22 protein-coding genes are annotated in these 23,351 nt (G+C 38.5%); 19 read left to right on the forward strand and 3 right to left on the reverse strand.

Annotated elements, in window-relative coordinates; genetic code table 11:
- The first annotated feature begins 188 nt into the window (after positions 1 to 188).
- From FRX54_RS00945 to FRX54_RS00985, 10 genes are all read left to right on the forward strand, one after another.
- A complete protein-coding gene (locus FRX54_RS00945) occupies positions 189 to 710 on the forward strand; it encodes a hypothetical protein (RefSeq protein ID WP_146460042.1) in 522 nt (173 codons plus the stop codon).
- A gap of 83 nt (positions 711 to 793) precedes the next feature.
- Positions 794 to 1,168 carry a DUF1149 family protein gene (locus FRX54_RS00950; protein WP_146460044.1) on the forward strand — a complete coding sequence of 125 codons (375 nt, stop codon included), beginning with the start codon at positions 794 to 796 and terminating at the stop codon, positions 1,166 to 1,168.
- Positions 1,169 to 1,170: 2 nt separating this feature from the next.
- On the forward strand, positions 1,171 to 2,025 hold the full coding sequence (locus tag FRX54_RS00955) for a DegV family protein (protein WP_146460046.1): 855 nt from the start codon (positions 1,171 to 1,173) through the stop codon (positions 2,023 to 2,025).
- A 13-nt stretch (positions 2,026 to 2,038) separates the two neighbouring features.
- Positions 2,039 to 3,247 (forward strand): CCA tRNA nucleotidyltransferase, encoded by a 1,209-nt coding sequence (locus FRX54_RS00960; protein ID WP_146460048.1) that lies wholly within the window; start codon positions 2,039 to 2,041, stop codon positions 3,245 to 3,247.
- The gene (locus FRX54_RS00965; protein ID WP_146460050.1) at positions 3,240 to 5,105 is read left to right on the forward strand and encodes an ABC-F family ATP-binding cassette domain-containing protein; all 1,866 of its coding nucleotides are present in this window, start codon (positions 3,240 to 3,242) and stop codon (positions 5,103 to 5,105) included. The genes FRX54_RS00960 and FRX54_RS00965 overlap by 8 nt, the downstream gene beginning before the upstream one ends.
- 149 nt (positions 5,106 to 5,254) lie before the next feature.
- The gene (locus FRX54_RS06390; RefSeq protein WP_261379605.1) at positions 5,255 to 5,377 is read left to right on the forward strand and encodes a hypothetical protein; all 123 of its coding nucleotides are present in this window, start codon (positions 5,255 to 5,257) and stop codon (positions 5,375 to 5,377) included.
- Positions 5,378 to 5,448: 71 nt separating this feature from the next.
- The gene (locus FRX54_RS00970) at positions 5,449 to 7,224 is read left to right on the forward strand and encodes a DUF262 domain-containing protein (protein ID WP_146460052.1); all 1,776 of its coding nucleotides are present in this window, start codon (positions 5,449 to 5,451) and stop codon (positions 7,222 to 7,224) included.
- Positions 7,225 to 7,383: 159 nt separating this feature from the next.
- Positions 7,384 to 8,610: an efflux RND transporter periplasmic adaptor subunit gene (locus FRX54_RS00975; RefSeq protein ID WP_146460054.1), complete on the forward strand. Its 1,227-nt coding sequence runs from the start codon at positions 7,384 to 7,386 to the stop codon at positions 8,608 to 8,610.
- A 13-nt stretch (positions 8,611 to 8,623) separates the two neighbouring features.
- Positions 8,624 to 9,310: an ABC transporter ATP-binding protein gene (locus FRX54_RS00980; RefSeq protein ID WP_261378946.1), complete on the forward strand. Its 687-nt coding sequence runs from the start codon at positions 8,624 to 8,626 to the stop codon at positions 9,308 to 9,310.
- Positions 9,311 to 9,324: 14 nt separating this feature from the next.
- The gene (locus FRX54_RS00985; protein ID WP_146460058.1) at positions 9,325 to 10,557 is read left to right on the forward strand and encodes an ABC transporter permease; all 1,233 of its coding nucleotides are present in this window, start codon (positions 9,325 to 9,327) and stop codon (positions 10,555 to 10,557) included.
- A gap of 70 nt (positions 10,558 to 10,627) precedes the next feature.
- On the opposite strand, the gene FRX54_RS00990 is transcribed toward FRX54_RS00985, so the two are convergent.
- Entirely contained in the window at positions 10,628 to 11,266 is a 639-nt protein-coding gene (locus tag FRX54_RS00990) for an MBL fold metallo-hydrolase (protein ID WP_146460060.1), read from the reverse strand.
- Between the two features lie 60 nt (positions 11,267 to 11,326).
- Between FRX54_RS00990 and FRX54_RS00995 the strand changes: the two genes are divergently transcribed.
- The 8 genes from FRX54_RS00995 to FRX54_RS01030 all read left to right on the forward strand — a co-directional run bounded on the left by FRX54_RS00995 (position 11,327) and on the right by FRX54_RS01030 (position 20,764).
- Positions 11,327 to 13,786: a bifunctional DnaQ family exonuclease/ATP-dependent helicase gene (locus FRX54_RS00995; RefSeq protein ID WP_146460062.1), complete on the forward strand. Its 2,460-nt coding sequence runs from the start codon at positions 11,327 to 11,329 to the stop codon at positions 13,784 to 13,786.
- Positions 13,787 to 13,823: 37 nt separating this feature from the next.
- The gene (locus FRX54_RS01000; RefSeq protein WP_186603304.1) at positions 13,824 to 14,297 is read left to right on the forward strand and encodes a DUF5590 domain-containing protein; all 474 of its coding nucleotides are present in this window, start codon (positions 13,824 to 13,826) and stop codon (positions 14,295 to 14,297) included.
- On the forward strand, positions 14,294 to 15,475 hold the full coding sequence (locus FRX54_RS01005; RefSeq protein WP_146460066.1) for a pyridoxal phosphate-dependent aminotransferase: 1,182 nt from the start codon (positions 14,294 to 14,296) through the stop codon (positions 15,473 to 15,475). The genes FRX54_RS01000 and FRX54_RS01005 overlap by 4 nt, the downstream gene beginning before the upstream one ends.
- Before the next feature lie 21 nt (positions 15,476 to 15,496).
- The gene (gene asnS / locus FRX54_RS01010) at positions 15,497 to 16,843 is read left to right on the forward strand and encodes an asparagine--tRNA ligase (RefSeq protein ID WP_146460752.1); all 1,347 of its coding nucleotides are present in this window, start codon (positions 15,497 to 15,499) and stop codon (positions 16,841 to 16,843) included.
- Between the two features lie 92 nt (positions 16,844 to 16,935).
- On the forward strand, positions 16,936 to 17,823 hold the full coding sequence (rapZ, locus tag FRX54_RS01015) for an RNase adapter RapZ (RefSeq protein WP_146460068.1): 888 nt from the start codon (positions 16,936 to 16,938) through the stop codon (positions 17,821 to 17,823).
- Positions 17,820 to 18,815, forward strand: coding sequence for a YvcK family protein (locus FRX54_RS01020; RefSeq protein WP_146460070.1), 996 nt, complete (start codon positions 17,820 to 17,822; stop codon positions 18,813 to 18,815). The genes rapZ and FRX54_RS01020 overlap by 4 nt, the downstream gene beginning before the upstream one ends.
- On the forward strand, positions 18,793 to 19,704 hold the full coding sequence (whiA, locus tag FRX54_RS01025) for a DNA-binding protein WhiA (protein ID WP_146460072.1): 912 nt from the start codon (positions 18,793 to 18,795) through the stop codon (positions 19,702 to 19,704). The genes FRX54_RS01020 and whiA overlap by 23 nt, the downstream gene beginning before the upstream one ends.
- A gap of 100 nt (positions 19,705 to 19,804) precedes the next feature.
- Positions 19,805 to 20,764 (forward strand): metal ABC transporter substrate-binding protein, encoded by a 960-nt coding sequence (locus tag FRX54_RS01030; RefSeq protein WP_146460074.1) that lies wholly within the window; start codon positions 19,805 to 19,807, stop codon positions 20,762 to 20,764.
- A gap of 127 nt (positions 20,765 to 20,891) precedes the next feature.
- Here FRX54_RS01030 and FRX54_RS01035 read toward each other — a convergent pair whose 3' ends face one another.
- Both FRX54_RS01035 and FRX54_RS01040 read right to left on the reverse strand, forming a co-directional pair.
- On the reverse strand, positions 20,892 to 21,134 hold the full coding sequence (locus FRX54_RS01035; RefSeq protein ID WP_146460076.1) for a type B 50S ribosomal protein L31: 243 nt from the start codon (positions 21,132 to 21,134) through the stop codon (positions 20,892 to 20,894).
- 99 nt (positions 21,135 to 21,233) lie between these two features.
- Positions 21,234 to 22,157: a bifunctional oligoribonuclease/PAP phosphatase NrnA gene (locus FRX54_RS01040; RefSeq protein WP_146460078.1), complete on the reverse strand. Its 924-nt coding sequence runs from the start codon at positions 22,155 to 22,157 to the stop codon at positions 21,234 to 21,236.
- Between the two features lie 141 nt (positions 22,158 to 22,298).
- Here FRX54_RS01040 and add point away from each other — a divergent pair, with 141 nt between their 5' ends.
- Positions 22,299 to 23,330 (forward strand): adenosine deaminase, encoded by a 1,032-nt coding sequence (gene add, locus FRX54_RS01045; RefSeq protein ID WP_146460080.1) that lies wholly within the window; start codon positions 22,299 to 22,301, stop codon positions 23,328 to 23,330.
- The last annotated feature ends 21 nt before the right edge of the window (positions 23,331 to 23,351 follow it).

A 23,351-nucleotide genomic window follows, 5' to 3' on the forward strand; every position in this document is an offset into this window, starting at 1 on the left:
CAGAATTAAGTATAGGAATGAAGTACTTGATAAACTAGAAGGAAAAGATGATTTTTATGGTGTTCCAAACGAACATGTTTGGACACAAAAATGGCAGGCGAAGTTATAGCCAACAAAACTTCTCTTATTTTGATAAGAGAAGTTTTTCTCTCCACCAAGTTTAATGATTTTTATGGTATAATGATGGAATGAAAACAATTGAAACAGTTTATAGTAATCATGCCGAAAAACCTTATATTGCACCAGAATATGAGCAAGAATTGTTGGAAAAACCTATTGCCAAATGGGCAATGGAGCGAACGGAAGAGGGCTTGTTGCCTGGTCACATCATTATGTTGTGGCGTGTGCATTTTGGCACCTACACGACAGACTACCCTCATCACAAATATTTTGCGACAACCTATGGTATTGACGCTCAAAAAGAGTTGGAATTTTTAATCAAGCAGGGTTATGTCAAAATAGATAGTGCGTTTGATTCGTTGCGCCATTTGCCAGCAGGTAAACTAAAGCAGTGGCTAAAAGAAAAAGAGGTTGCTGGTTTGTCAAAAATGAAGCGAGCTGATCTAGATCAAGCCATGATCATTGCTTATCAAGAAGATGAATTGGCCAAGCAGTTTGATTTGCGTGGGTATTCGCTTTCGGATAAGGGCGATAAAACCCTAGCCAAATACCCTGAGATTATTGCCAAACACCCTCAGAAAAAATACTAGACTTGGGTGGATTTTGACCTTGATTGAAGAATAAACGGTCCTATGCTATACTAGATTATATTGAAATCAAAGAGGAGAAGATGATGGAATTAGTTCGTGAAAAAGTATTCTTAAACCAGTATCATTATGATGCTCGTAATTTGGAATGGGAAAAAGAAAATGGTACTCCTGAAACAAATGCTGAAGTGACTTTCCAACTGATTAAGAAAGATGAAGAAAAAAATGAAACAACAATTGTTGCTGTATTACAGTCAATTATTGTTAAGGAAGAATTTGTTTTGACAGCAGTTGTGTCACAAATGAATTGCATTAAAAATCGAATCATCAACGAACCAAGTGAATTTTCACAAGAAGAGGTTCAAAGTTTAGCAGCACCACTATTGGATATGCTCCAACGTTTGACCTATGAAGTAACCGAAATTGCACTGGATCGTCCAGGAATCACATTGGAGTTTTAGTCATGAAGTTAGCCGTTATTACGGACTCGTCAGCTTATTTAGAACCGGAAGTTAAACAAGCTCAAAATCTATTTTGTTTAGATATTCCCATCATCATGGATAAGCAGAGCTATGTTGAAGGGAAAAACTTGTCATTGGATGAGTTTTATCGTTATTTAGCAACGGCGACTGATTTGCCAACGACCAGCCAACCAAGTTTATCAGAGTTAGTTGCCACTTTGGATCAGCTAGTAGCAGAAGGCTACACACATGTCATTGGACTCTTTTTATCTAGCGGTATTTCTGGTTTTTGGCAGAATATCCAATATCTAGTAGAGGATTATGACCAATTAACCTTAGCCTTTCCAGATACCAAGATTACCAGTGCCCCCTTGGGTAGTTTGGTGGCCAATGCTTTGATGTGGGCTGAGTCGGGACAGACTTTTGACAGCATCTTAGCTCGTCTGGAACAACAAATTGAGCAAACAGGTGCCTTTATCATGGTGGATGATCTGAATCATCTTGTGCGTGGTGGTCGTCTGTCAAATGGTAGTGCTTTGTTAGGAAATCTACTCAATATTAAGCCTATTTTGTATTTTACAACTGAAGGTAAGATTGAGGTGTTTGATAAGGTTAGGACTGAGAAAAAAGCACAAAAGCGTTTGGTTGATATTTTAGAAAAACAAATGACTGATCAAGACTATGAGCTATTTATTCTCCATTCTAATGCACCAGACAAGGTGGAAAAGTTACAAGGCCTTTTGAGAGAACAAGGTTATAAGATAGAACAAATAAAAGTAGTGCTTTTGAATAGTGTGATTTCCACCCATGTGGGACAAGGAACGATTGCTCTTGCTTTAACACCACATATCTTATAGTGAAAGATAAAACATGAAGATTATAAATGATTTGCCTTCTGAATTTCAGAAGGCTTTACCGATATTACAGAGGATTCGTCAAGCTGGTTATGAAGCTTATTTTGTGGGGGGCAGTGTTCGAGATGTTTTTTTGAATCGCCCTATTCATGACGTCGATATCGCCACTAGTGCTTATCCTCAAGAAATTAAGAAAATATTTGAGCGAACCATTGATATAGGCATTGAGCATGGTACTGTTTTGGTCTTGACGGATCAAGGTGAGTATGAAGTGACAACCTTTCGAACAGAAGATGTCTATGTGGATTATCGTAGGCCTAGTCAGGTGTCCTTTGTTCGCTCTTTGGATGAGGACTTAAAACGCCGTGATTTTACGGTAAATGCCTTTGCCTTAAATCAAGACGGTCAGTTGATTGATCGTTTCAATGGTCTAGCGGACTTAGAACAAGGTTTATTACGCGCTGTGGGTCAAGCCAGTGAGCGATTTAATGAAGATGCCTTGCGCATTTTAAGAGGCTTTCGTTTTGCAGCTAATCTTAATTTTGACATTGAAAAAGACACCTTTGCAGCCATGACGGCCTGTGCCCCTCTTTTGACTAAAATATCGGTGGAGCGTTCGTTCATTGAATTTGATAAATTATTGACAGCTCCTTACTGGCAAAAAGGTTTGCAAGCTTTTATCGCTAGTCAAGCCTATCTTTATTTACCAGATTTGGCTCACAAAAAGTTGGCTTTGACTCAGATGCTAGCTGCTCTGCCAAGTGAGTTTCAGTTTAAAAATTCTGAACAGGCCTGGGCTTACTTGTTGGTCAATTTGGAAGTAGATGTGAAACCTTTTTTGAAAAAATGGAAAACCTCAGTCCAGTTTCAAAAGACTGTTGTTCAGCTAATTAACATTTATAATGACCGGGCTACTAAACCACTTACGCAACGACAAGTTTATGACTATGGCTATGCTCAGTTAATCCTAGTAGAAGAACTCCGACAAGCCTTGGGGTTGGTTGTTGATTTTGATAGTATTTGGCAATTAAATGACAGTTTGATCATTCATGATAAACATGAAATTGTTGTCAATGGAGGGGATTTAATGAAAGAATTTCAACTCAAGGCAGGTCCAATTCTAGGGAAATTGTTGACAAGGATTGAAGATCAAATTGTTATGGGAAATTTACCAAATGATCGAGTGGCCATTTTTGAGTTTGTAAAAGGAGAGCTAGATGAGTGATTTTTTAGTCGAACAGTTAACCAAGAGTGTGGGCGAAAAGACCGTTTTTAATCGAATTTCCTTTATTATTCATGAGCAAGATCGGATTGGTTTGATTGGCGTGAATGGTACAGGTAAGACGACGCTTTTAGATGTTTTATCAGGACGTTTGGGATTTGATGGCGACCAGTCACCTTTTCGTAAGGCCAATGATTATCAGATTGCTTACCTAACGCAAGAACCCAATTTTGATGATCAAGCGACGGTCTTGGATACGGTATTGTCGTCAAGCCTGAGAGAAATTCAGCTCATTAAGGAATATGAACGGTTAATGGCGGATTACACTGAAGCTAAGCAGAGTCGTCTTGATCAGCTCATGGCAGAAATGGATGCCCTGGATGTGTGGTCGATTGAAAGTGAAGTTAAGACCATTCTTGCTAAATTGGGTATCATGAATCTGCAAGAAAAGGTGGGTAATCTTTCTGGTGGTTTACGCCGTCGAGTCCAATTGGCTCAAGTCTTACTAGCTGAGGCAGATTTACTCCTATTGGATGAACCAACCAACCACTTAGATATTGACACGATTGCTTGGCTGACTAATTTTCTCAATCAAAGTAAAAAAACCGTTCTCTTTATTACCCATGACCGTTATTTTTTAGATAATGTAGCGACTCGAATTTTTGAGTTGGAACAGGCGGATTTAACAGAATATCACGGGAATTATCAAGATTATGTTAGATTAAAGGCTGAGCAAGATGAACGAGATGCTGCTAATTTACATAAGCGTCAACAACTTTATAAGCAAGAATTGGCTTGGATGAGACGTCAACCTCAAGCTCGAGCAACCAAGCAACAGGCTCGAATCAATCGTTTTCATGATTTGAAAAAAGGTTTGCAAACCAACCAACAAGCTACTGATTTGAGTATGACTTTTGAAACGACACGGATTGGTAAAAAAGTGCTTGAGTTTCAAGAGGCGAGTTTTTCTTTCTCAGATAAGGTCATTTTGGACAAGTTCAATCTTTTGATTCAAAATCGAGATCGTATTGGCATTGTCGGTGACAATGGTGTTGGAAAATCAACTCTGTTGAATCTCATCAATGACGATTTAACTTTATCCAGTGGTCAACTCATTGTTGGGGAAACTGTTCGAGTGGGCTATTTTTCACAACAACTCAAGGATATGGATCCAAATAAGCGTGTCATCAATTATCTACAAGAAGTGGCTGAAGAAGTCAAAACCGATGTGGGAACAACCAGTATCACGAATTTATTGGAACAATTTCTCTTTCCTCGTGCCAGTCATGGTAGTTTGATTGGGAAACTATCTGGTGGTGAGAAAAAACGCCTGTATCTATTGAAAATTTTGTTAGAAAAACCTAATGTCTTGTTGTTGGATGAGCCTACCAATGATTTTGATATTGCGACCTTGACCGTGTTAGAGCAATTTTTAGCAGATTTTGCTGGGTCAGTTTTGACGGTCAGTCATGACCGTTATTTCTTGGATAAGGTTGCCAATAAGATTTTAGCCTTTGAAGATGGTCAGATGCGAGAGTTTTTTGGAAATTATACGGATTACTTGGATGAAAAGGCTTTTGAGACTAGTTATGAACAAGACGTGAGTAAACTCGAAAAGCCAAAGACTGAAAAAAGTAAGGATAGTAAAAAACGCTTATCTTATTTTGAACAAAAGGAATGGGAAACCATTGAGGAAGACATTAGTCAATTAGAAGATGAGATTTCTGCTATTGAAGAAGCCATGACCAAGTGTGGTAGCGACTACGGTCAACTGGCTGATTTACAAGCTCAATTAGATGAAAAAAATGAACAACTCTTAATCAAATATGAACGTTATGACTATTTGAGTGAGTTGGTATAATAGTTTATCAAGAACCACCAAAATGGCGGTTCTTTTTATATTGTTGAAAGAAGAAAAAATTAAAATATATTTACAGTATTTTTTAATCTAAGTAATTGACTTTGTCAATTACTTAGATTAAGTCACTATTGGGAAAGGAGGTGAACTAAATGGGAAATTGGTATGTTGTTGATCAGTTTGGTAATGTAGTTATGGGACCTTTTATGGATAAACAAACGGCAGAAAATATGGCTGGTGGCAATCCATCTTACACTGTTGTTTATAAAGGATAAGCTGTTTTTGCTGATGAAAAATTCTCCTTTGTGAGAATTTTTTTATTGAATTATTTTGAGGAGAAAAAGATATGGTAAGAAATGATATTAAGCCAGATTTGCAGAATATTGAAGATTATTTTAGTAAGCGAAGAGAATTTTATATCCCAAGTTATCAGCGTCCATATGCTTGGCAGGTGGGACAGTGTGAGCAGTTGATTGAGGATATTAAGAATCATCAAGAAAACTTTAGTGCTGATGAACAGGATAACTATTTCTTTGGTGCGGTATTGATTGCTCAAGAATCTGGGGAAGAGCATGAAATTTCCTTGATTGACGGTCAGCAACGAACAACAACCTTCATGTTATTGCTCAAGGCAGTTTTGTTGAAATTAAAGCAGGAAATCTCACATTTATCAGAAGAGTCTTTGGCAGATGCTAGATTATTGGAAGAGCTTAAGGGCTTAATAGCTAGAACGGTCACTATGCTATATAATTTATCAGATGAGGATGCCTTTAACTATCGTCGTGGTCAACATGACTTGCAAGACCATCAAATCAAGTATAAAAATGATTCGATTTCCGAACTTTATGCTAGTGATTTGAATAGTATTTTAAGAGGTGAAGACCTGTCAACCATTGAGGCGAGCGTGATTAAGATTAAAGGACGACGCAAGGACAATAAATACACCAATTTTTATAAAAACTTCCGTTACTTTTATCATTATTGTCAACCGTTGACCAACACCCAAATTAGGGATTTTGCAACTCATCTACTCTCTCATTGTCAAATTATTACCATTACCAGTTTTAATACGGATCAAGCCATCAATATTTTTAATTCCCTAAACGGTACTGGTTTGCCTCTGACAGCTATCGAAGTTTTGGTGTCTCGAGCAACGGCAGTATCTAAGGATAGACGTGATTTTGAAGCTTCTTGGAAGGACTTGGTTCAACGGGTGGATCAATCATCTTTGGACTTAAATTTGCTCATGACTTATTATATTTTTGTGAAATTAGCTAAAGAGCAAAAAGAAACTAATAACCGAGGGATTCGTGCCTTCTTCAAAAAACGTGCCTATCTTTTGAAAGAAGATCAGATCTTTATCAATGAGTTAAACCAAATTATAAGCAATTGGTCGAGTTTTGAGCAAACCGAATTAGGTCAGATTATGGGAAGATTTTATGGTAATTTTAGACCTTTTGTTTCGTCTTACCTCTTTTATCGCTCGACAGATAGTCGTTACTTGAGTTATTTACTACGTCTGGCTATTCTTCTGGATGTGACAGATTTTTCTTACAGTCACTCTATTTTCAAAGGATTTTTGGAAAAAATCAATCTTAAATATAGCCAAGTTGACACTTACAGTGAGTCTGATTTGATTCAAGAGGTTAAAGACCACATTGCTCATCACTTTACTCCAGAAGATATTAGAAGTCGCCTGTTGGAGAGTGGCCTACCTAAAACGTTGGTCTTTGTTAATGACTACCTTTACAGTCAAGAGCAAGGCTTACCTTTCAAATTAGATGGCTTGGTTGATGTCGAACATATCATGCCTCAGAGTGGTCTAAATCGTGAGTCGATTATGCGAGATGCAGGTTTTGTTGACCAAGATGAATTTTATAGCTATGCGGAAAAATTAGGTAACAAGATTTTATTAGAAGCAGAAATTAACCGTGGTATTGGTGATGCTTGGTTTAGAACCAAAAAAGAAAACGAAGTGACAAGTGGTCAGGGCTACCGTGGTAGTCGTTATCATTTAGCACAGGCTTTATCTGAGTATGCAAAAGATACTTGGGATAAGGAAGATATTGAAAAAGCAACAGAAAAAATTGCTGATCGTTTCGTTAATTTCTTATTTAACTAATAATAAACTTCTCAGTTTAAAACTGGGAAGTTTTTTGTGAATGCAAAAGATAGCGTAAATTTATAATGAATTTAACAGCCAATCATTGACAAGGATTTTTCAAAACTTTATAATTATATTATATAACTCATACAAGGGTACGAGATAAGGAGGGATTTTATGTCAAGAAAACATAGAAAAAAAACGTCGAAGAAGAAAAAGTGGGGCTTAGTTAGCCTAGGGCTTTTAGGCCTGATTGGTTTTGCGGGAGTTACCTATTTTAAAAATAGTCAAACTTCTAATGTTGCCTCAGACAATCTTTATAAGATTGCTAATGTTAAAGAAGGTTCTTTAGCATCTGCGACCTTGTTATCTGGTACTGTCAAGGCCTTGTCTGAACAGTATGTTTATTACGATGCAAGTAAAGGAACAAGTGCTACTGCCACTGTAGCTGTTGGTGATCAGGTCACAGAAGGTCAGCAGTTGGTGCAGTATGATATTACCAAGGCTCAGACCGACTATGATACGGCTATTCGTAATTTGAATAAGGTTGCTCGTCAGATTGAGTATTTGAGAGCTTATGGTAATCTCCCAACAACCAATACGACCACAGATCCAGAAACGGGTGAAACTTATACGATGACAACACCACCAACCATGCAGGCCACAGCTAGTTATGAGCAGCAACTCCAAGACCTTAATGATGCCTATGCTAATGCCCAAGGAGAAATCAATAAAGCTCAAGCTACCTTGAATGAGTCGGTGATTACCAGTACTGTTTCTGGTACGGTAGTTGCGGTTAATAACAATATTGATCCTGCCTCTAAGACAAGTCAGAGCATTGTTCATGTCACGAGTGAGGGGCAACTGCAAGTCAAAGGAACACTGACGGAGTATGACTTAGCTAATATTAAGGTTGGTCAAGCTATAAAAATTAAATCTAAGGTTTATAGCGATAAAGAATGGACAGGAACCATTGCTTCGATTTCGAATTACCCCAATCCAACGGAAAGCGGCTCAACCAATTCGACCCCAACTTATAATTACACAGCTGATATTACAAGTGATTTAGGTGACTTAAAGCAAGGCTTTACTGTTTCCGTTGAAGTCATTAACGATAAGAAAGGTTTTGTTGTTCCAATTGGTGCACTTGTCGTTGAGGGAGATAAATCTTATGTTTGGGTTTATGATGAAAATAATGGAACAGTCGCTAAAAAAGAAGTCAGCGTTGGTAATGCTGATGCCCGTTCGCAAGAAATCAATACAGGCTTAGAAGTTGGTCAAGTGGTTGTAACCAATCCAGATAATAAATTAAAAGACGGTCAAGTGTTGGAAAGTGTCGCTTCTGAGGACACAGAAGGCGATGCTCAGGCTGACAGTGAGGGAGGAAGTTCAAGTGAAGGATAGACCGAAAGCCTTGATGACCTTAAAGCAAATCACGAAGTCTTATCGCAGTGGTGAAGAGGAGTTACAAGTACTTAAGGGAATTGATCTAACGGTTTATGAGGGTGAATTTTTAGCGATTATGGGGCCATCTGGTTCGGGTAAATCCACTTTGATGAATATTATTGGTCTTTTAGATGCACCAACAAGTGGTCTTTATCATTTGGCTGATAATGAAGTAGAAGATTTGCCAGAAGTGGAGTTGGCACAGGTCAGAAACGAAGAAATCGGTTTTGTCTTCCAACAATTTTTTCTCTTATCCAAATTAAATGCCCTAGAAAATGTCGAACTTCCTTTGATTTATGCAGGTGTAGGAGCAAGAAAGCGACGTGAGCTAGCTGAGCAATTTTTAGAAAAAGTCGAGCTTGCAAATCGCATGTACCACATGCCGTCTGAAATGTCTGGGGGACAAAAGCAACGGGTGGCAATCGCGCGTGCCTTGGTTAACAATCCCTCAATTATCCTAGCCGATGAGCCAACAGGAGCTCTTGATACTAAAACCAGTAATCAAATTATGGAATTATTGACCCAGCTCAATAGAGAAGGCAAGACGATTATCATGGTCACGCATGAGCCAGAAATTGCTGACTATGCAACTAGAAAAATTGTCATTCGTGATGGTGAGATTACAGCAGATACAACAGACAGTGTAAGAATTGAGTAGGGAAGGAGGAGTCAATGCAAAATTGGAAATTTGCCATTAGCTCGATTTTAGGGCATAAAATGCGATCTTTCTTGACCATGTTGGGGGTTATCATTGGTGTGGCTGCGGTGTCAGTTGTTATGGCTATTGGTACAGGTGTGACTAAAAGCATTACCAAACAAGCGTCACAATTTCAACATGATGTTAGCTTGTTTTACCAGAAAAAAGGGGATAATGCTCTCTTTCCAGAAGATGTGTCATCAACTCTCAAACCCCCTTTGATCCGAGAAGAGTGGCTAGAACAAATTGTTCGAGAAATTCCTGGTATCAGTGGTTATTATGCGACAAATACGACAACAGAAGCTATCTCTTATCAGAATAAGAAATCTAGTAAGGTAACTTTAACAGGAGTCACTAGCACTTATTTTGGGATAAAGAAATATAAGATTTTAGCAGGTCGCCAACTGGGCGCATCAGACTACAGTCAGTTTTCTCGCTTAATTATGATTGATAAGGTCTTGGCAAAAAAATTATTTTCTTCGTATGAAGAAGCTCTTAATAAAACAGTTGATGTTGGCAATAAGCAATACCGAGTGGTCGGTGTTTATAAAGATCCCGCAGCAGGTTCAGCCAGTTATGGAGCAACTTCTGAAGGAAACGCGATCTTAGCCAACACGCAACTAGCCGCAGAATTTAATGTTGATGAGATTGGTGCAGTTAATTTTTATGTGCCAGATGTCTTACAGGCTAGTGAGCTAGGAACTCAGGCCGCTAAGCGTTTAACCGAGTTATCTGATGCCAAAGAAGGTGAGTTTACCATGTTTGATATTTCTCAAATGTTAGCATCAATCAAACAGCAAGTTGGCACCATGACCATGTTTATTGGTTTTATTGGTGGAATTTCTCTTTTTGTCGGAGGAATTGGTGTCATGAATATCATGTTGGTATCCGTAACTGAAAGAACGCGAGAGATTGGTCTTCGAAAGGCTTTGGGAGCAACTCGCCGTAATATTTTGGTACAATTTTTAATTGAATCTGTCGTGTTGACGATTTTAGGTGGTTTCATTGGACTGATTATTGCTTATTTGTTTACTTATGCCTTGGGCAATATTGAAGGACTGGTTGCTAATCTTGGTAAGCCAGAAATATCCTTGGCTACTGTTTTTGTTAGCATTGCTTTTTCTGCCATGGTGGGAATCATTTTTGGTGTTTTACCAGCCAATAAGGCAAGTAAGTTGGATCCAATTGAAGCTTTGAGATATGAGTAGCAAGTTTAGTTTGATAGTTTAGATAATATATATCAAAAAGTCCTTAACAAATTTGTTAAGGACTTTATTTTTATTTGACGAAAAAGGGGTTGAAACTTTTTTCATGACCAATGGTTGTACTCCAACCATGACCTGGATAGACTGTGTAATGGTTGGGGAGGGTAAAGAGTTTGGTCTGAATACTGGCAATGAGTTGGTCAAAATCACTAGTTGGTAAATCGGTTCGACCGATAGACTCTTTGAAAAGGGCATCGCCAGAAAAGACGATTTCTTCTTTTGGAAAAACAAAAGAGACCCCACCATGAGAATGACCAGGCGTTTCAAGAACATAGAAATGAAAATCGCTTAGGTTATAGGCCTGTTCATAATTAAAATAATAATCAGCAGGTTTAATCATAACATCTGCCATATCATCATGACGACTAAGGCCTGAAAGATTTTGATGAGGTGTATAAAGCCAACTTGCTTCTTTTTCTGACACATAGACAGGTGGTTGGTTGAAATTTTCTCGAACCACATCAACTCCCATGATGTGATCATAATGGGCATGAGTGAGTAAAATGGCAGCGACGGGTTTGTTGATTTCTCTTAATTTTTGACAGATGAAGTCTGTATCACTACCAGGATCAATAATAAGACAAGCCTTGTCATTGACTAAATAATAGGTGTTTTCACGCGCAAAAGTATTAACTGTTTTTATAATTTTCATACATCTAGTCTATCAAAAAAAGCTCAATTTGGCGATTAAAAATGATATAATAGAGGCACTATGAAAGTGAATAAGCTGCGCAAGTACGCCGTTGTTGATTTGGAAGCAACTGGAACGGCGATTGATTCTTCCATTATCCAAGTGGGAATTGTCATTATTGAAAACGGACAAATCACAGAAACCTTTGAAACAGATGTTAATCCTCATCAACCCTTGGACGAACATATTATTAGTTTGACAGGCATTACAGATGAGCAGTTGTCAGTTGCTCCAGAATTTTCGCAAGTAGCTAGTCGTATTTATGAGTTGATTAAGGATGCTATTTTTGTTGCTCATAATGTTAAATTCGATGCCAATCTATTAACAGAGCAACTCTTTTGGGAAGGGTATGAACTTCGTCAACCACGAGTTGATACGGTCGAATTAAGTCAAGTTTTTTTTCCAACCTTGGAAAAATATTCTCTTGCTCAGTTAGCCAGTGCTTTGGAGGTTAGGCTTAATCAAGCGCATACGGCGATTGCAGATGCACGAGCAACGGCAGAAATTTTTTTAATGCTGCAAGAAAAAATTAGACAGCTTCCCCAACAGACCTTGCAGGTCTTAAAGACTTTTTCACATCATCTCCTTTATGAAAGTCATCTCATTATTGATGAAATTTTGGAAGAGAAGATGAGAGAAGATGATCTTGATCAGTATGAGTTGGTTGAACATCTGATGTTGAAAAAAAGTCTATCTCTAGCTAAGGAAAAAGAGTTGGCTAGACATTTTACTGATAATCTAAAGATTTTGGGCTTAGATGTTAGACCGAAGCAAGAAGCATTTGCTCAATTGATTGAGCAGGGCTTGGCATTGCCAGAGCCAAGTTTAATTCAAGCCCCAACTGGAATCGGAAAAAGTTTAGGTTATCTTCTTCCCTTACTTAGTCAAGGTTTCAAAGAGCAACTGGTTGTTGCCGTACCAACCAAGACGTTACAAGATCAACTTTATTATCAAGAGGCAGCATGGCTAAGAAACTGTTTCAACCTAAGCAGTCAGAGCATCAAGGCTGCCAGAAATTATATTAAACTGGAATACTTCCAAAAGAGTCTGGAAACTCCTGAGAGCAACCGTTTATTGAATCGTTATAAAATGCGTGTGCTCGTTTGGTTGGCTGAAACGCAAACGGGAGATTTAGATGAAATTAGACAGCAACAAGGGATGGAGTCATTTTTTGAAGCCTTACGACATGATGGGCGTTTAGATGTGTACTCGCCTTTTTATGAAATGGATTTTTGGCGACGTGCTCAAGAAAAAGCTAAAACTAGCCGTCTTTTGATAACCAATCATGCTTATTTGTTAGAAGAAAGTAAAGAGCGTCAGAATTTTATCACGAACAAAGTGTTAGTGATTGATGAAGCACAGGCCATGTTGGCAACTTTGGAGGCACAAACTCATCAGCGTCTAAATTTAACTCAATTGCTGAGTCAAATAAAGTTGTTACTAGACGAAATAACTAATCATTTGCAACAACGCTTATTAGAAAGTCTGCAATTCGAACTGGAACAAGTGGTTAATGGCAACGAGTCATACTGCCAAGAGCAGTTGGAACTACGTTTGCCTAAGCTACGTCAAGATCTGTCTGAATTGGATCTTGTTGCATTACAACCTTTGGCTAAAGCCTTATCCGAAGATTTTCCATTGGTTTGGCTGGAAAAAGATGAACTAAATGAGCCATACCAAATCATACTCCATAGTAGCCAGAAAGAGCTGGTTCGACTAACTGAACTTATCAAACCAAAGAAACTTTATTTAATTTCATCCAGTTTGCAGATTAGTCAGGACGTTAATCTAGCCGATCTGTTACAACTAGAAAGCTATCACTTTGAGCGTTTGCCTAGTGAACGAACAAAAACACAACACATCTATTTACCAAGAGATTTACCAGATATTCGCTCCTTATCACAGGAACAATACGTCTTATTTTTAGCTGAAAAATTGGTCCAGTTAGTCCAACTTGATTACCCTATTCTAGCCTTGTTTACCTCAAAAAAAATGATGTTGAAGGTTTCTGACTTATTAGACGAAGTTGAAGTTAATCATCTTTGTCAATATAAGAATGGTCAACCTTTTGGCTTGAAAAAACGTTTTGACCGTGAAAAAAATGGGCTATTGTTAGGAACGGGAACCTTTTGGGAAGGGGTAGATTTTAAAGAACAAGACCGCTTATTAACGGTCATTACGCAGTTGCCTTTTGAGAACCCTAAGGATCGTTTTAGTCAAAAAATTTATCGAGAGTTGGAACAAAGGGGACAGAATCCTTTTATGAGTTATACGCTACCTATGATGCTCTTGCGTTTAATTCAGGCCTTTGGTCGTTCCCAGCGCCGTCCTGAGCAAAAGTCAGCTATTTTGATTTTAGATCAACGGCTGTTAAGTCGTTCTTATAGTTCTACTATCTTAGATTATTTAGAAGATAATTTTCAACTGGAGCAGGGAAATTTCATCAAAATTCTGCCAGTAATTGCAGAATTTTTGATATAATAGAATGAGTATCAATCATAAAAAAGAAAGGAAAACTATGGACAGAACGATTCCCTTATATAAACAGTATCTTTTTGGTTTTGTTTTGTTATTGTTTTCCTTGTTTTTTGCAGTGATGATTATGGCTTATTGGGCTATGCGTCCTCATTTGCTAGCTAGTCAGCAAGCAAGACAAGTGGCCCAAGAAGTTGCCCAATTAAAGCAGACGAATCAGGTAGAGCGTTACAGTGGTGAGATGACCTATTACACTATTTATGGTCAAACTCAAGATGACCAAGAGGTCATTGTTACAATTAACCAAGAAACTGGTCAGGTTTATATGGTTCCACAAAGTACAGGCTTGAGTAAGGAAGAGGCAGTAGCCAAGGCTCAAGACTATGGTGCAGGTACTATTGATAAAGCAGTATTTGGTCGTTATCAAGAACGGTCAATCTGGGAAGTTAAGTCAGACAAAGCCTACTATCTGATTGATTTTACTTCAGGTGAGTTAGTGAAGAAGGAGGGGCTATGAGCAAATTAGCCAAGCGAATCCAAACCATGCAAGAAAGTGCCACCTTAGCTACTGGTGCTAGGGCACAGGCTTTGAAAGCACAGGGCAAGGATATTATTGACTTGACATTAGGACAACCTGATTTTCCAACGCCTGAAAATATTGGTAAACAAGCCATTGACAGTATTGTAAGTGGTCAAGCGAGCTACTATACTGTAGCCAGTGGTTTACCAGATTTGAAATCTGCTATTGCAAGCTACATGAAACATTATTATGGTTATGAGGTGTCGTCAAAGGAAATTGTAGCCGCTACTGGAGCTAAATTTATCCTCTATGCCTTTTTTATGGCTGTCTTAGATAAAGGTGATGAGGTTCTCATCCCAACACCTTATTGGGTATCTTATGCTGAGCAGGTCGTCTTGGCTCAGGGTCATCCTATTTTTATTGAAACTAATGAAACCAATCAGTTTAAGGTTACGGTAGCTGATTTGGAACAGATGGTCAGTTCGCGGACGAAAGTTTTGCTATTAAATACACCATCAAATCCAACGGGAATGGTTTATAGTCGTGAAGAGTTATTGGCTATTGGTCGTTGGGCGGTGGAGCGAGATGTTTTAATTTTAGCTGATGATATCTATGGACGCTTGGTTTATAATGAAACAGAGTTTGTTCCAATTTCCAGTTTATCTGAAGCCATTCGGCAACAAACTGTCGTGGTCAATGGGGTGTCTAAGACCTATGCCATGACAGGTTGGCGAGTTGGTTTTGCAGTTGGAAATGCAGCCATTATTTCTGCTATGAGTAAGTTCGTCAGTCAAACCACATCTAATTTGACCACAGTTGCTCAATATGCAGCCATTGAAGCTCTAACTGGTCCACAAGATGAGGTTGAAAAGATGCGTCAAGCTTTTGAAGAGCGTCTAAATACCATTTATCCACTTATCCAAGAGATTCCAGGTTTTAGTTTAATTAAACCTCAAGGTGCCTTTTATCTTTTTATCAATGTCAGTGAAGCCATGAAACTAAAAGGCTATGAGCAAGTTGTTGATTTAACCAATGATTTACTTGAAAAAACAGGTGTGGCCCTTGTTGCAGGTGAAGGATTTGGTGCACCAAATCATATTCGTCTAAGTTATGCGACAGACTTAAAGAGTTTAACAGAAGCCGCTAAACGCATTAAGTCTTTTATGGAAAATTAAAATAGAAAGAAAAGAAAAATGATGTCAAAAGATTATGTTGCAATTATTGATGTGAAAGATCATGTTGGTCAGGAAGTGACCATCGGTGCATGGGTGGCTAACAAGTCAGGTAAAGGAAAATTAGCCTTTTTGCAATTACGAGATGGCACAGCCTTTTTCCAAGCTGTTGCTTTTAAGCCTAATTTTATTGAAAAATATGGTGAAGAAGACGGAACAGCCAAGTTTGACGTGATTAAACGCCTTAGCCAAGAAACGTCTGTTTTGGTAACAGGTATCGTTAAAGAAGATGAACGCTCAAAATTTGGTTATGAACTTGATGTGACGGACTTGGAAGTGGTTGGAGAAAGTGTGGATTATCCAATTACACCAAAAGAACATGGGACAGATTTCTTGATGGATCACCGTCATTTGTGGTTACGTTCACGTCGTCAAATGGCTATCATGCAAATCCGTAATGCTATTATTTATGCGACTTATGAATTTTTTGACCAAAATGGCTTTGTCAAATTTGATAGCCCAATCTTATCAGGAAATGCAGCTGAAAATACGACAGAACTGTTTGAAACAGACTACTTTGGCAATCCAGCTTTCTTAAGTCAATCGGGTCAACTTTATCTAGAAGCAGGGGTTATGGCCTTGGGACGAGTATTTGACTTTGGTCCAGTTTTCCGTGCTGAAAAATCTAAGACACGTCGTCATTTGACTGAATTTTGGATGATGGATGCAGAGTATGCTTTCATGAGTCATGAACAGTCACTTGATTTACAAGAAGCTTATGTTAAAGCCTTGATTCAAGGGGTATTAGACCGTGCACCTCAAGCCTTAGAAATTCTAGAACGTGATGTTGAAGCGCTTAAACGCTACATTGCAGAGCCATTTAAGCGTGTGTCTTATGATGATGCTATCAGTCTTTTGCAAGAGCATGAGGCAGACGAAGATGCAGATTATGAACACTTAGAGCATGGTGATGATTTTGGTTCACCACATGAAACGTGGATTTCTAACTACTTTGGTGTTCCGACTTTTGTGGTCAACTACCCAGCTAGCTTTAAGGCCTTCTATATGAAACCAGTGCCAGGCAATCCTGAGCGTGTCTTGTGTGCGGATTTGTTGGCACCAGAAGGCTATGGTGAAATCATTGGTGGTTCGGTTCGTGAAGATGATTACCAAAAATTATATGACAAGATTGTAGCAGAAGGACTAGATCCTAAGGATTATGCCTTCTATCTTGATTTGCGTAAATATGGATCAGTTCCTCATGCAGGTTTTGGTCTAGGCTTGGAGCGTATGGTGACCTTTGTGGCAGGAACGAAACATATCCGTGAAGCCATTCCATTCCCACGCATGTTACATCGTTTGAAACCATAAAAAGATCGCTTCGGCGATTTTTTTCGTTGCTTATCGTCGGATATTCTTGATTTATGCTATAATGTAGAAAAGATAAGGAAAGGAGTGTTGTCATGAATAAAGGCCTTGATTTAGTGATTGTGACAGGAATGAGTGGTGCGGGTAAAACCGTAGCTATCCAATCCTTCGAAGATCGTGGCTACTTTACCATTGATAATATGCCACCGGCCTTGGTCCCAAAATTTTTAGAGTTAATTCAACAGACTGATGATTACCAGTCTGTCGCCTTGGTCATTGATATGCGTAGTCGTCTTTTTTTCAAGGAGATGAGCCAAATTTTAGACCAGCTAGAAAGTAATGCTCAGTTAGCTGTCAAAATCCTATTCTTAGATGCAACAGATAGTGAATTAGTTGCCCGTTATAAGGAAACGAGACGTAGTCATCCCTTGGCAGCAGACGGCAGGGTATTAGATGGGATTAGCCGTGAACGTGAGTTGCTAGCTCCCTTGAAAAATCTGAGTCAACATGTTGTTGATACTACCGAATTAACTCCTCGTCAATTACGCCAAACCATCCTTGATCAATTTTGCCAATGGGATGATCAATCTGGTTTTCGTATTGAAGTGATGAGTTTTGGTTTTAAGTATGGACTGCCTTTGGATGCAGACTTGGTTTTTGATGTTCGCTTTTTGCCCAATCCTTATTATCAACAATCCTTACGCGAGCAGACTGGCTTGGATAAGGAAGTGTTTGATTATGTGATGACGCAACCCCAGTCCGAGCAATTTTACCAGCATTTACTGGCAATGCTAGAGCCGATTTTACCGTCTTACAAGGCAGAAGGCAAGTCAATTTTGACACTGGCTATTGGTTGCACAGGTGGTCAGCATCGTAGTGTGGCTTTTACTCATAGACTGGCTCAAGATTTGTCGAAAAATTGGTTGGTTAATGAAAATCATCGTGACCGTGAACGACGTAAGGAAACGGTGAATCGCTCATGAGAAAACCAAAAGTAACCGTTATTGGTGGTGGAACAGGCATTCCAGTCATTTTGAGTAGCCTTCGCCATGAAGATGTTGATATTACAGCTATTGTGACTGTTGCTGATGATGGCAGCTCATCAGGGCAACTGCGTTCAGCCATGAAAATTTCACCACCTGGCGATCTTCGCAATGTTTTAGTGGCAATGAGTGATATGCCCAAATTTTACGAGCAAATCTTTCAGTATCGTTTCCAAGAAAATGATGGGCCCTTGGCAGGTCATCCCTTGGGTAATTTGATTATAGCAGGTCTGTCAGAGATGCAGGGGTCAACCTATAAGGCTATGCAAATCTTGACCCAGTTTTTCCATACAACAGGTAAGATTTATCCTGCTAGCGACCAGCCCTTGACCCTACATGCAGTTTTCCAAGATGGACACGAAGTGGTGGGAGAGAGTAGCATTTCGGATTATCAAGGCATGATTGATCATGTTTTTGTCACTAACACTTATAATGATGACACACCAAAAGCCAGCGATCAGGTGGTTAAGGCTATTATGGAGAGTGACTTGATTGTCTTAGGCCCTGGTTCACTCTTTACCTCCATTTTGCCAAATCTCGTGATTCCAGAAATCCGTGAAGCACTTTTGGTGACACAAGCAGAAGTTGCTTATGTTTGCAATATCATGACCCAGTATGGTGAAACGGAACATTTCAAAGACAGTGACCATGTTGCTGTCTTGAATCGGCACTTGGGACAAGATATTATTGATACCGTCTTGGTTAATGTCGAGCCTGTTCCTAGTGGCTACATGAATAGCCATGCTTTTGATGAATACTTGGTGCAAGTGGAGCATGATTTGACAGGCTTACAAAAACTAACCAAACGAGTAGTCGCCTCTAACTTTCTACGCTTGAAAAATGGCGGAGCTTTTCATGATGGCAATCGAGTTGTGGCAGAATTGATGCAGCTAATTAAAGGAAGACAAGATGAGTTTCACCACACGAATTAAAGAAGAAGTTTTAGGGCTTCCCCAACCCGATAAGGCACAACTAGCAGCACTTGTAAAAATGTCTGGTAATTTGAGCCTGACTGCTGACGGCTTAACTCTTTCAATCATGACTGAAAATGCTAAAATTGCTCGTCATATTTATGAACAGTTAGTGGCTTATTACCACATTGAGCCAGAAGTTTCCCATCATCAAAAAACCAATTTGAAAAAAAATCGTGTCTATTTGGTGGTGGTGAGTCAGGATGTGTCACACATTTTAGCAGATTTACAATTAGCCGATGCTTTTTTTGGTCTGTCAACAGGTATTGAAAAACGTGTCTTATCTGATGATGATGTGGGACGCGACTATCTCCGCGGGGCTTTTCTAGCCACAGGAACGGTAAGGGATCCAGAATCTGGTAAGTATCAACTTGAAATATTTTCAGTTTATTTGGATCATGCCCAAGACCTAGCTAAGCTCATGCGTAAATTTATGCTAGATGCCAAGGTCTTGGAACATAAAAACGGTGCGATTACTTATTTACAAAAAGCAGAGGACATTATGGATTTTCTGATTGTAATTAAGGCCATGGAAGCTTGGAGCAGTTTTGAGGAGATTAAACTGTTACGAGAAACACGCAATGATATTAACCGTGCCAACAATGCTGAAACAGCTAATATCGCTAAAACTATCACAGCCAGCATGAAAACCATTAACAATATCATTAAAATTATGGATAATCTTGGCTTGGAAAATTTGCCTTTGGAATTGCAACAAATCGCCCAAGTAAGAGTGGCTCATCCTGATTACTCTATTCAGCAGATAGCCGATAGTTTGGATTTTCCCTTGACCAAAAGTGGTGTCAATCATAGGCTGCGTAAGCTCAATAAGCTGGCAGAAGAGTTATAACTAAGAAAACTAGCCAATAATTTGACTAGTTTTTTTATTTTTCTTGAAAAATTTGCAAAAGATGATATACTTAACTGGTTAATCAATTAAGGAGAATACCATGAAACACCTCTATCAATTTTGTACCTTATTGAGTTTCTTTCTAATGAGCCTAGGTTTTAGAAGTTATTCAGTTTTGGCAGAAACTCAGCCTATTAAAGTGATGACCACTTTCTATCCGATTTATACCTTTACCAAGGCAGTTGTTGGTAACACAGGAGATGTGACCATGTTGATTGGACCTGGAATGGAAATTCATGACTTTGAACCCTCAACGAAAATCATGATAGAGTTGGAAAAAACAGATGATTTTATCTATCTTGATCCAAGTATGGAAACTTGGGTTGCTCAGTTAGAAAAAAGCAATAGTAGCAGAAAAACGAATATGATTAAGGCTAGTGGTGAGATGATATTAGCGACTAGTCAAGAAAGTCCAGAAGAACATCAAAAAGAAGAACATGTTCATGAAGTTGATCCACATCTTTGGCTGTCACCACGTCGAGCGATTCAATTGGTCGAAAACATCAAAGACAGTTTAGTCAAGGCACATCCTGATTTAGCTTCTCAATTTGAACAAAATGTAGCCCAGTATTTGAAACAGTTGAAAGAACTGGATGAAGACTATCAAGTGGCTTTTTCACAAGCCAAACAGAAAAGCTTTGTCACTCAGCATGCCGCTTTTACTTATTTAGCTTTGGATTATCAGCTGCAACAAATTGCCATAACAGGCATCTCAGCAGATATAGAACCAAGTGCTAAACGCCTAATCCAACTCATCGACTATGTCAAAAAATATGAGATTAAGTATATTTATTTTGAAAAAAGTGCCTCAAAAAATCTAGCTAGAACACTTGCCAGTGAAGCCAATCTGAATATCGCTGTACTTAACCCCTTGGAAAGTCTAACCCAAGAAGAAATCAAGAAAGGCCAAGATTACTTCTCTGTCATGCGAGCCAATCTTAAAGCCCTTCGTTTAACAACGGATCGTGCAAGTAAAGCTGTTGAGGATGAAAAGGACTAATGAAATAAATGATGAGACAGCTATTTTAAGAAGATTATCTTCTTAAAATAGCTTTTTTATTTAACAAAAAACTCCTTCTCGATAAGTCGAAAAGGAGTTAAGTTCAAACCTAGTTTGATATGGTTTCTTATTTGAGACCGTATTTTTTGTTGAAACGATCCACACGTCCATCTGCTTGAGTGAATTTTTGACGACCAGTGTAGAATGGATGAGAATCAGATGAAATCTCAACACGGATAAGTGGGTAAGTTTCCCCTTCAAATTCAACCGTTTCTTTTGAAGATTTTGTTGAACCACTTAGGAACTGGTAACCAGTAGTAGTGTCAAGGAATACAACCGGACGGTATTCTGGATGGATGTCTTTTTTCATGTTAAAAAATTCCTTTCTGCCATAGCTTTTCTAAGCCATAGTTTATTAACCATTTCATTCTACCACATTATTTTTTTTTGTCAAGATTTTTGCTGAGATTTATTGAAAAAGTTCTTGTAACTCACGATAGATTTGCTGATTTTCTTCGACTGAGGCTGAATTAGCTCCGCTAGCAAGGGGGTGTCCACCACCATCATGTTTTTTTGCTACTTGATTGATGACTTTTTCCTTGCTACGCAAGCGAACGCGGTAATGTCCTTCTGGTTGTTCGACAAAAATCGCCCAGGTCTGCACGCTATCAATTTTACCAGGGCTCCCCACGATAGCTGCAGTATCAGCATCGGTCACCCCAAACTGAGCTAATCGTTCTTGGGTGAGAGTGACACAGGCAACACCATGTTCATCAATTTCTAGATTTTCAAACACATAGCCTTGTAGCTTGGCAATTTTCAAGGAAAAACTATCCATCTGTCGTGCTAGAGCAGAAAAGTCAAAGGAGAATTGTCTTAGATAGGCGGCGATTTCCAAGGTCCGACTACTAGTCGCAGGATAAAGAAAGCGTCCAGTATCGCCTATGATACCAGCATAGAGTAAATAAGCAGCACGATCAGACATTGTCCAGTTGGCAGCTAGGGCAAGTTCAGTGATCATTTCACTGGCAGAAGAAGCTTGGGTGTTGACATAGACTAAATCACCGTAGGGTTCATCATTAGGATGATGGTCGATTTTGATGAGATAATCTCCCTTTTGATAACGGTCATCATCAATACGAGCCGTATTGGCAGTATCGGTGACAATGACCAAGGCATGTTCATAATTTCTATCTTCAACCTTGTCCATTTGTGCCAACCACATCAAGTTAGGTACATCAAGACCTGCCGTCAAAACAGTCTTGTTTGGATAATTATGCTTAATCAGTTCAGCCAGTCCCACTTGGCTACCTAGAGCATCGGGGTCAGGACGCTGATGACGATGAATAATGATGGTTGAGTAGGCTTTGATTTTTTTTAGGATAGATTCCATATTAAGTTAGAGTCTTTCTATATTTTTTATATTATAACATAGATTAAACAAAAAACTAAGGTAGTCAATAAAAGATAACATTTAATATTGTCAAAAGATTAATTTTGGGGTACAATAGCAAAAATATTTTTGGAGGATTTTATGCTAGATCAATTCATTATACAAGAACTACCTAAGGTAGAGTTACATTGTCATTTAGATGGTTCATTGTCATTGGAGTGTATTCGACAATTAGCAACAATAGCAGAAGTAGAGCTTCCACAAGACAATGAGAGTTTGAAACAATTGGTAACAGCACCTCAAACATGTCATAGTTTAAATGATTATTTGAAAGTATTTGAAGTGGTCTATCCCTTGTTACAAACTAAAGAAGCTCTTTCTTTAGCAGCTTATGATGTGGTTAAACAAGCAGCGTTAGATAATATTATCTATATTGAAGTTCGTTTTGCACCAGAGTTGTCATTGAATCAAGGTCTAACAATATCAGATACAATAGAAGCAGTTTCTTTAGGCTTAATTGCTGCACAAAAAGAATTTAATGTAGTAGCAAAATTATTAATCTGTGGATTAAGGCAAACTGCAGATGTTTATACGACAAAATTATTTACTCAAGCTAAACCTTATTTAGGACAGGTAGTTGTTGGTGGTGATTTTGCTGGAAATGAAAAGGATTATTCAACAGATAAATTAGCCAATCATATTGAACAAATACAAGAAATGGGATTTCCAATGACCTTTCATGCTGGAGAATGCGAATGCCCATGTCCTAGTAATATTAGTCAAGCTATAGCACTAGGTTTGAAACGTATTGGTCATGGTACAGCATCTTATTATCAGTCAAAAGTTATTCAGGAACTTATTGATAATGAGGTAACATTGGAATTGTGTTTGAAAAGTAATTTGCAGACTAAAGCAGCTAAAACTTTAGAAGAATTTCCTTATCTTACTCTAAGAAAAGCAGGAGCAAGGTTGACAATTAATACAGATAACCGAACCGTATCACAAACTAATTTGAATAAAGAATATCTAGCTTTTTCACAATATTTTGATACTAGTATTTCCGAATTTTATCAATACAATCGATATGCAATAGAAGCTTCATTTGCCCATCAAGAGGAAAAAGCAATTATATTAGAACGATTAGCCGCTGGTTACGAAGATTTTCTATCTTAAACAGGATCTTGTTGAGTCAAT

It is taken from the genome of Streptococcus sp. sy004, from assembly GCF_007859205.1.
Taxonomy (GTDB): domain Bacteria; phylum Bacillota; class Bacilli; order Lactobacillales; family Streptococcaceae; genus Streptococcus.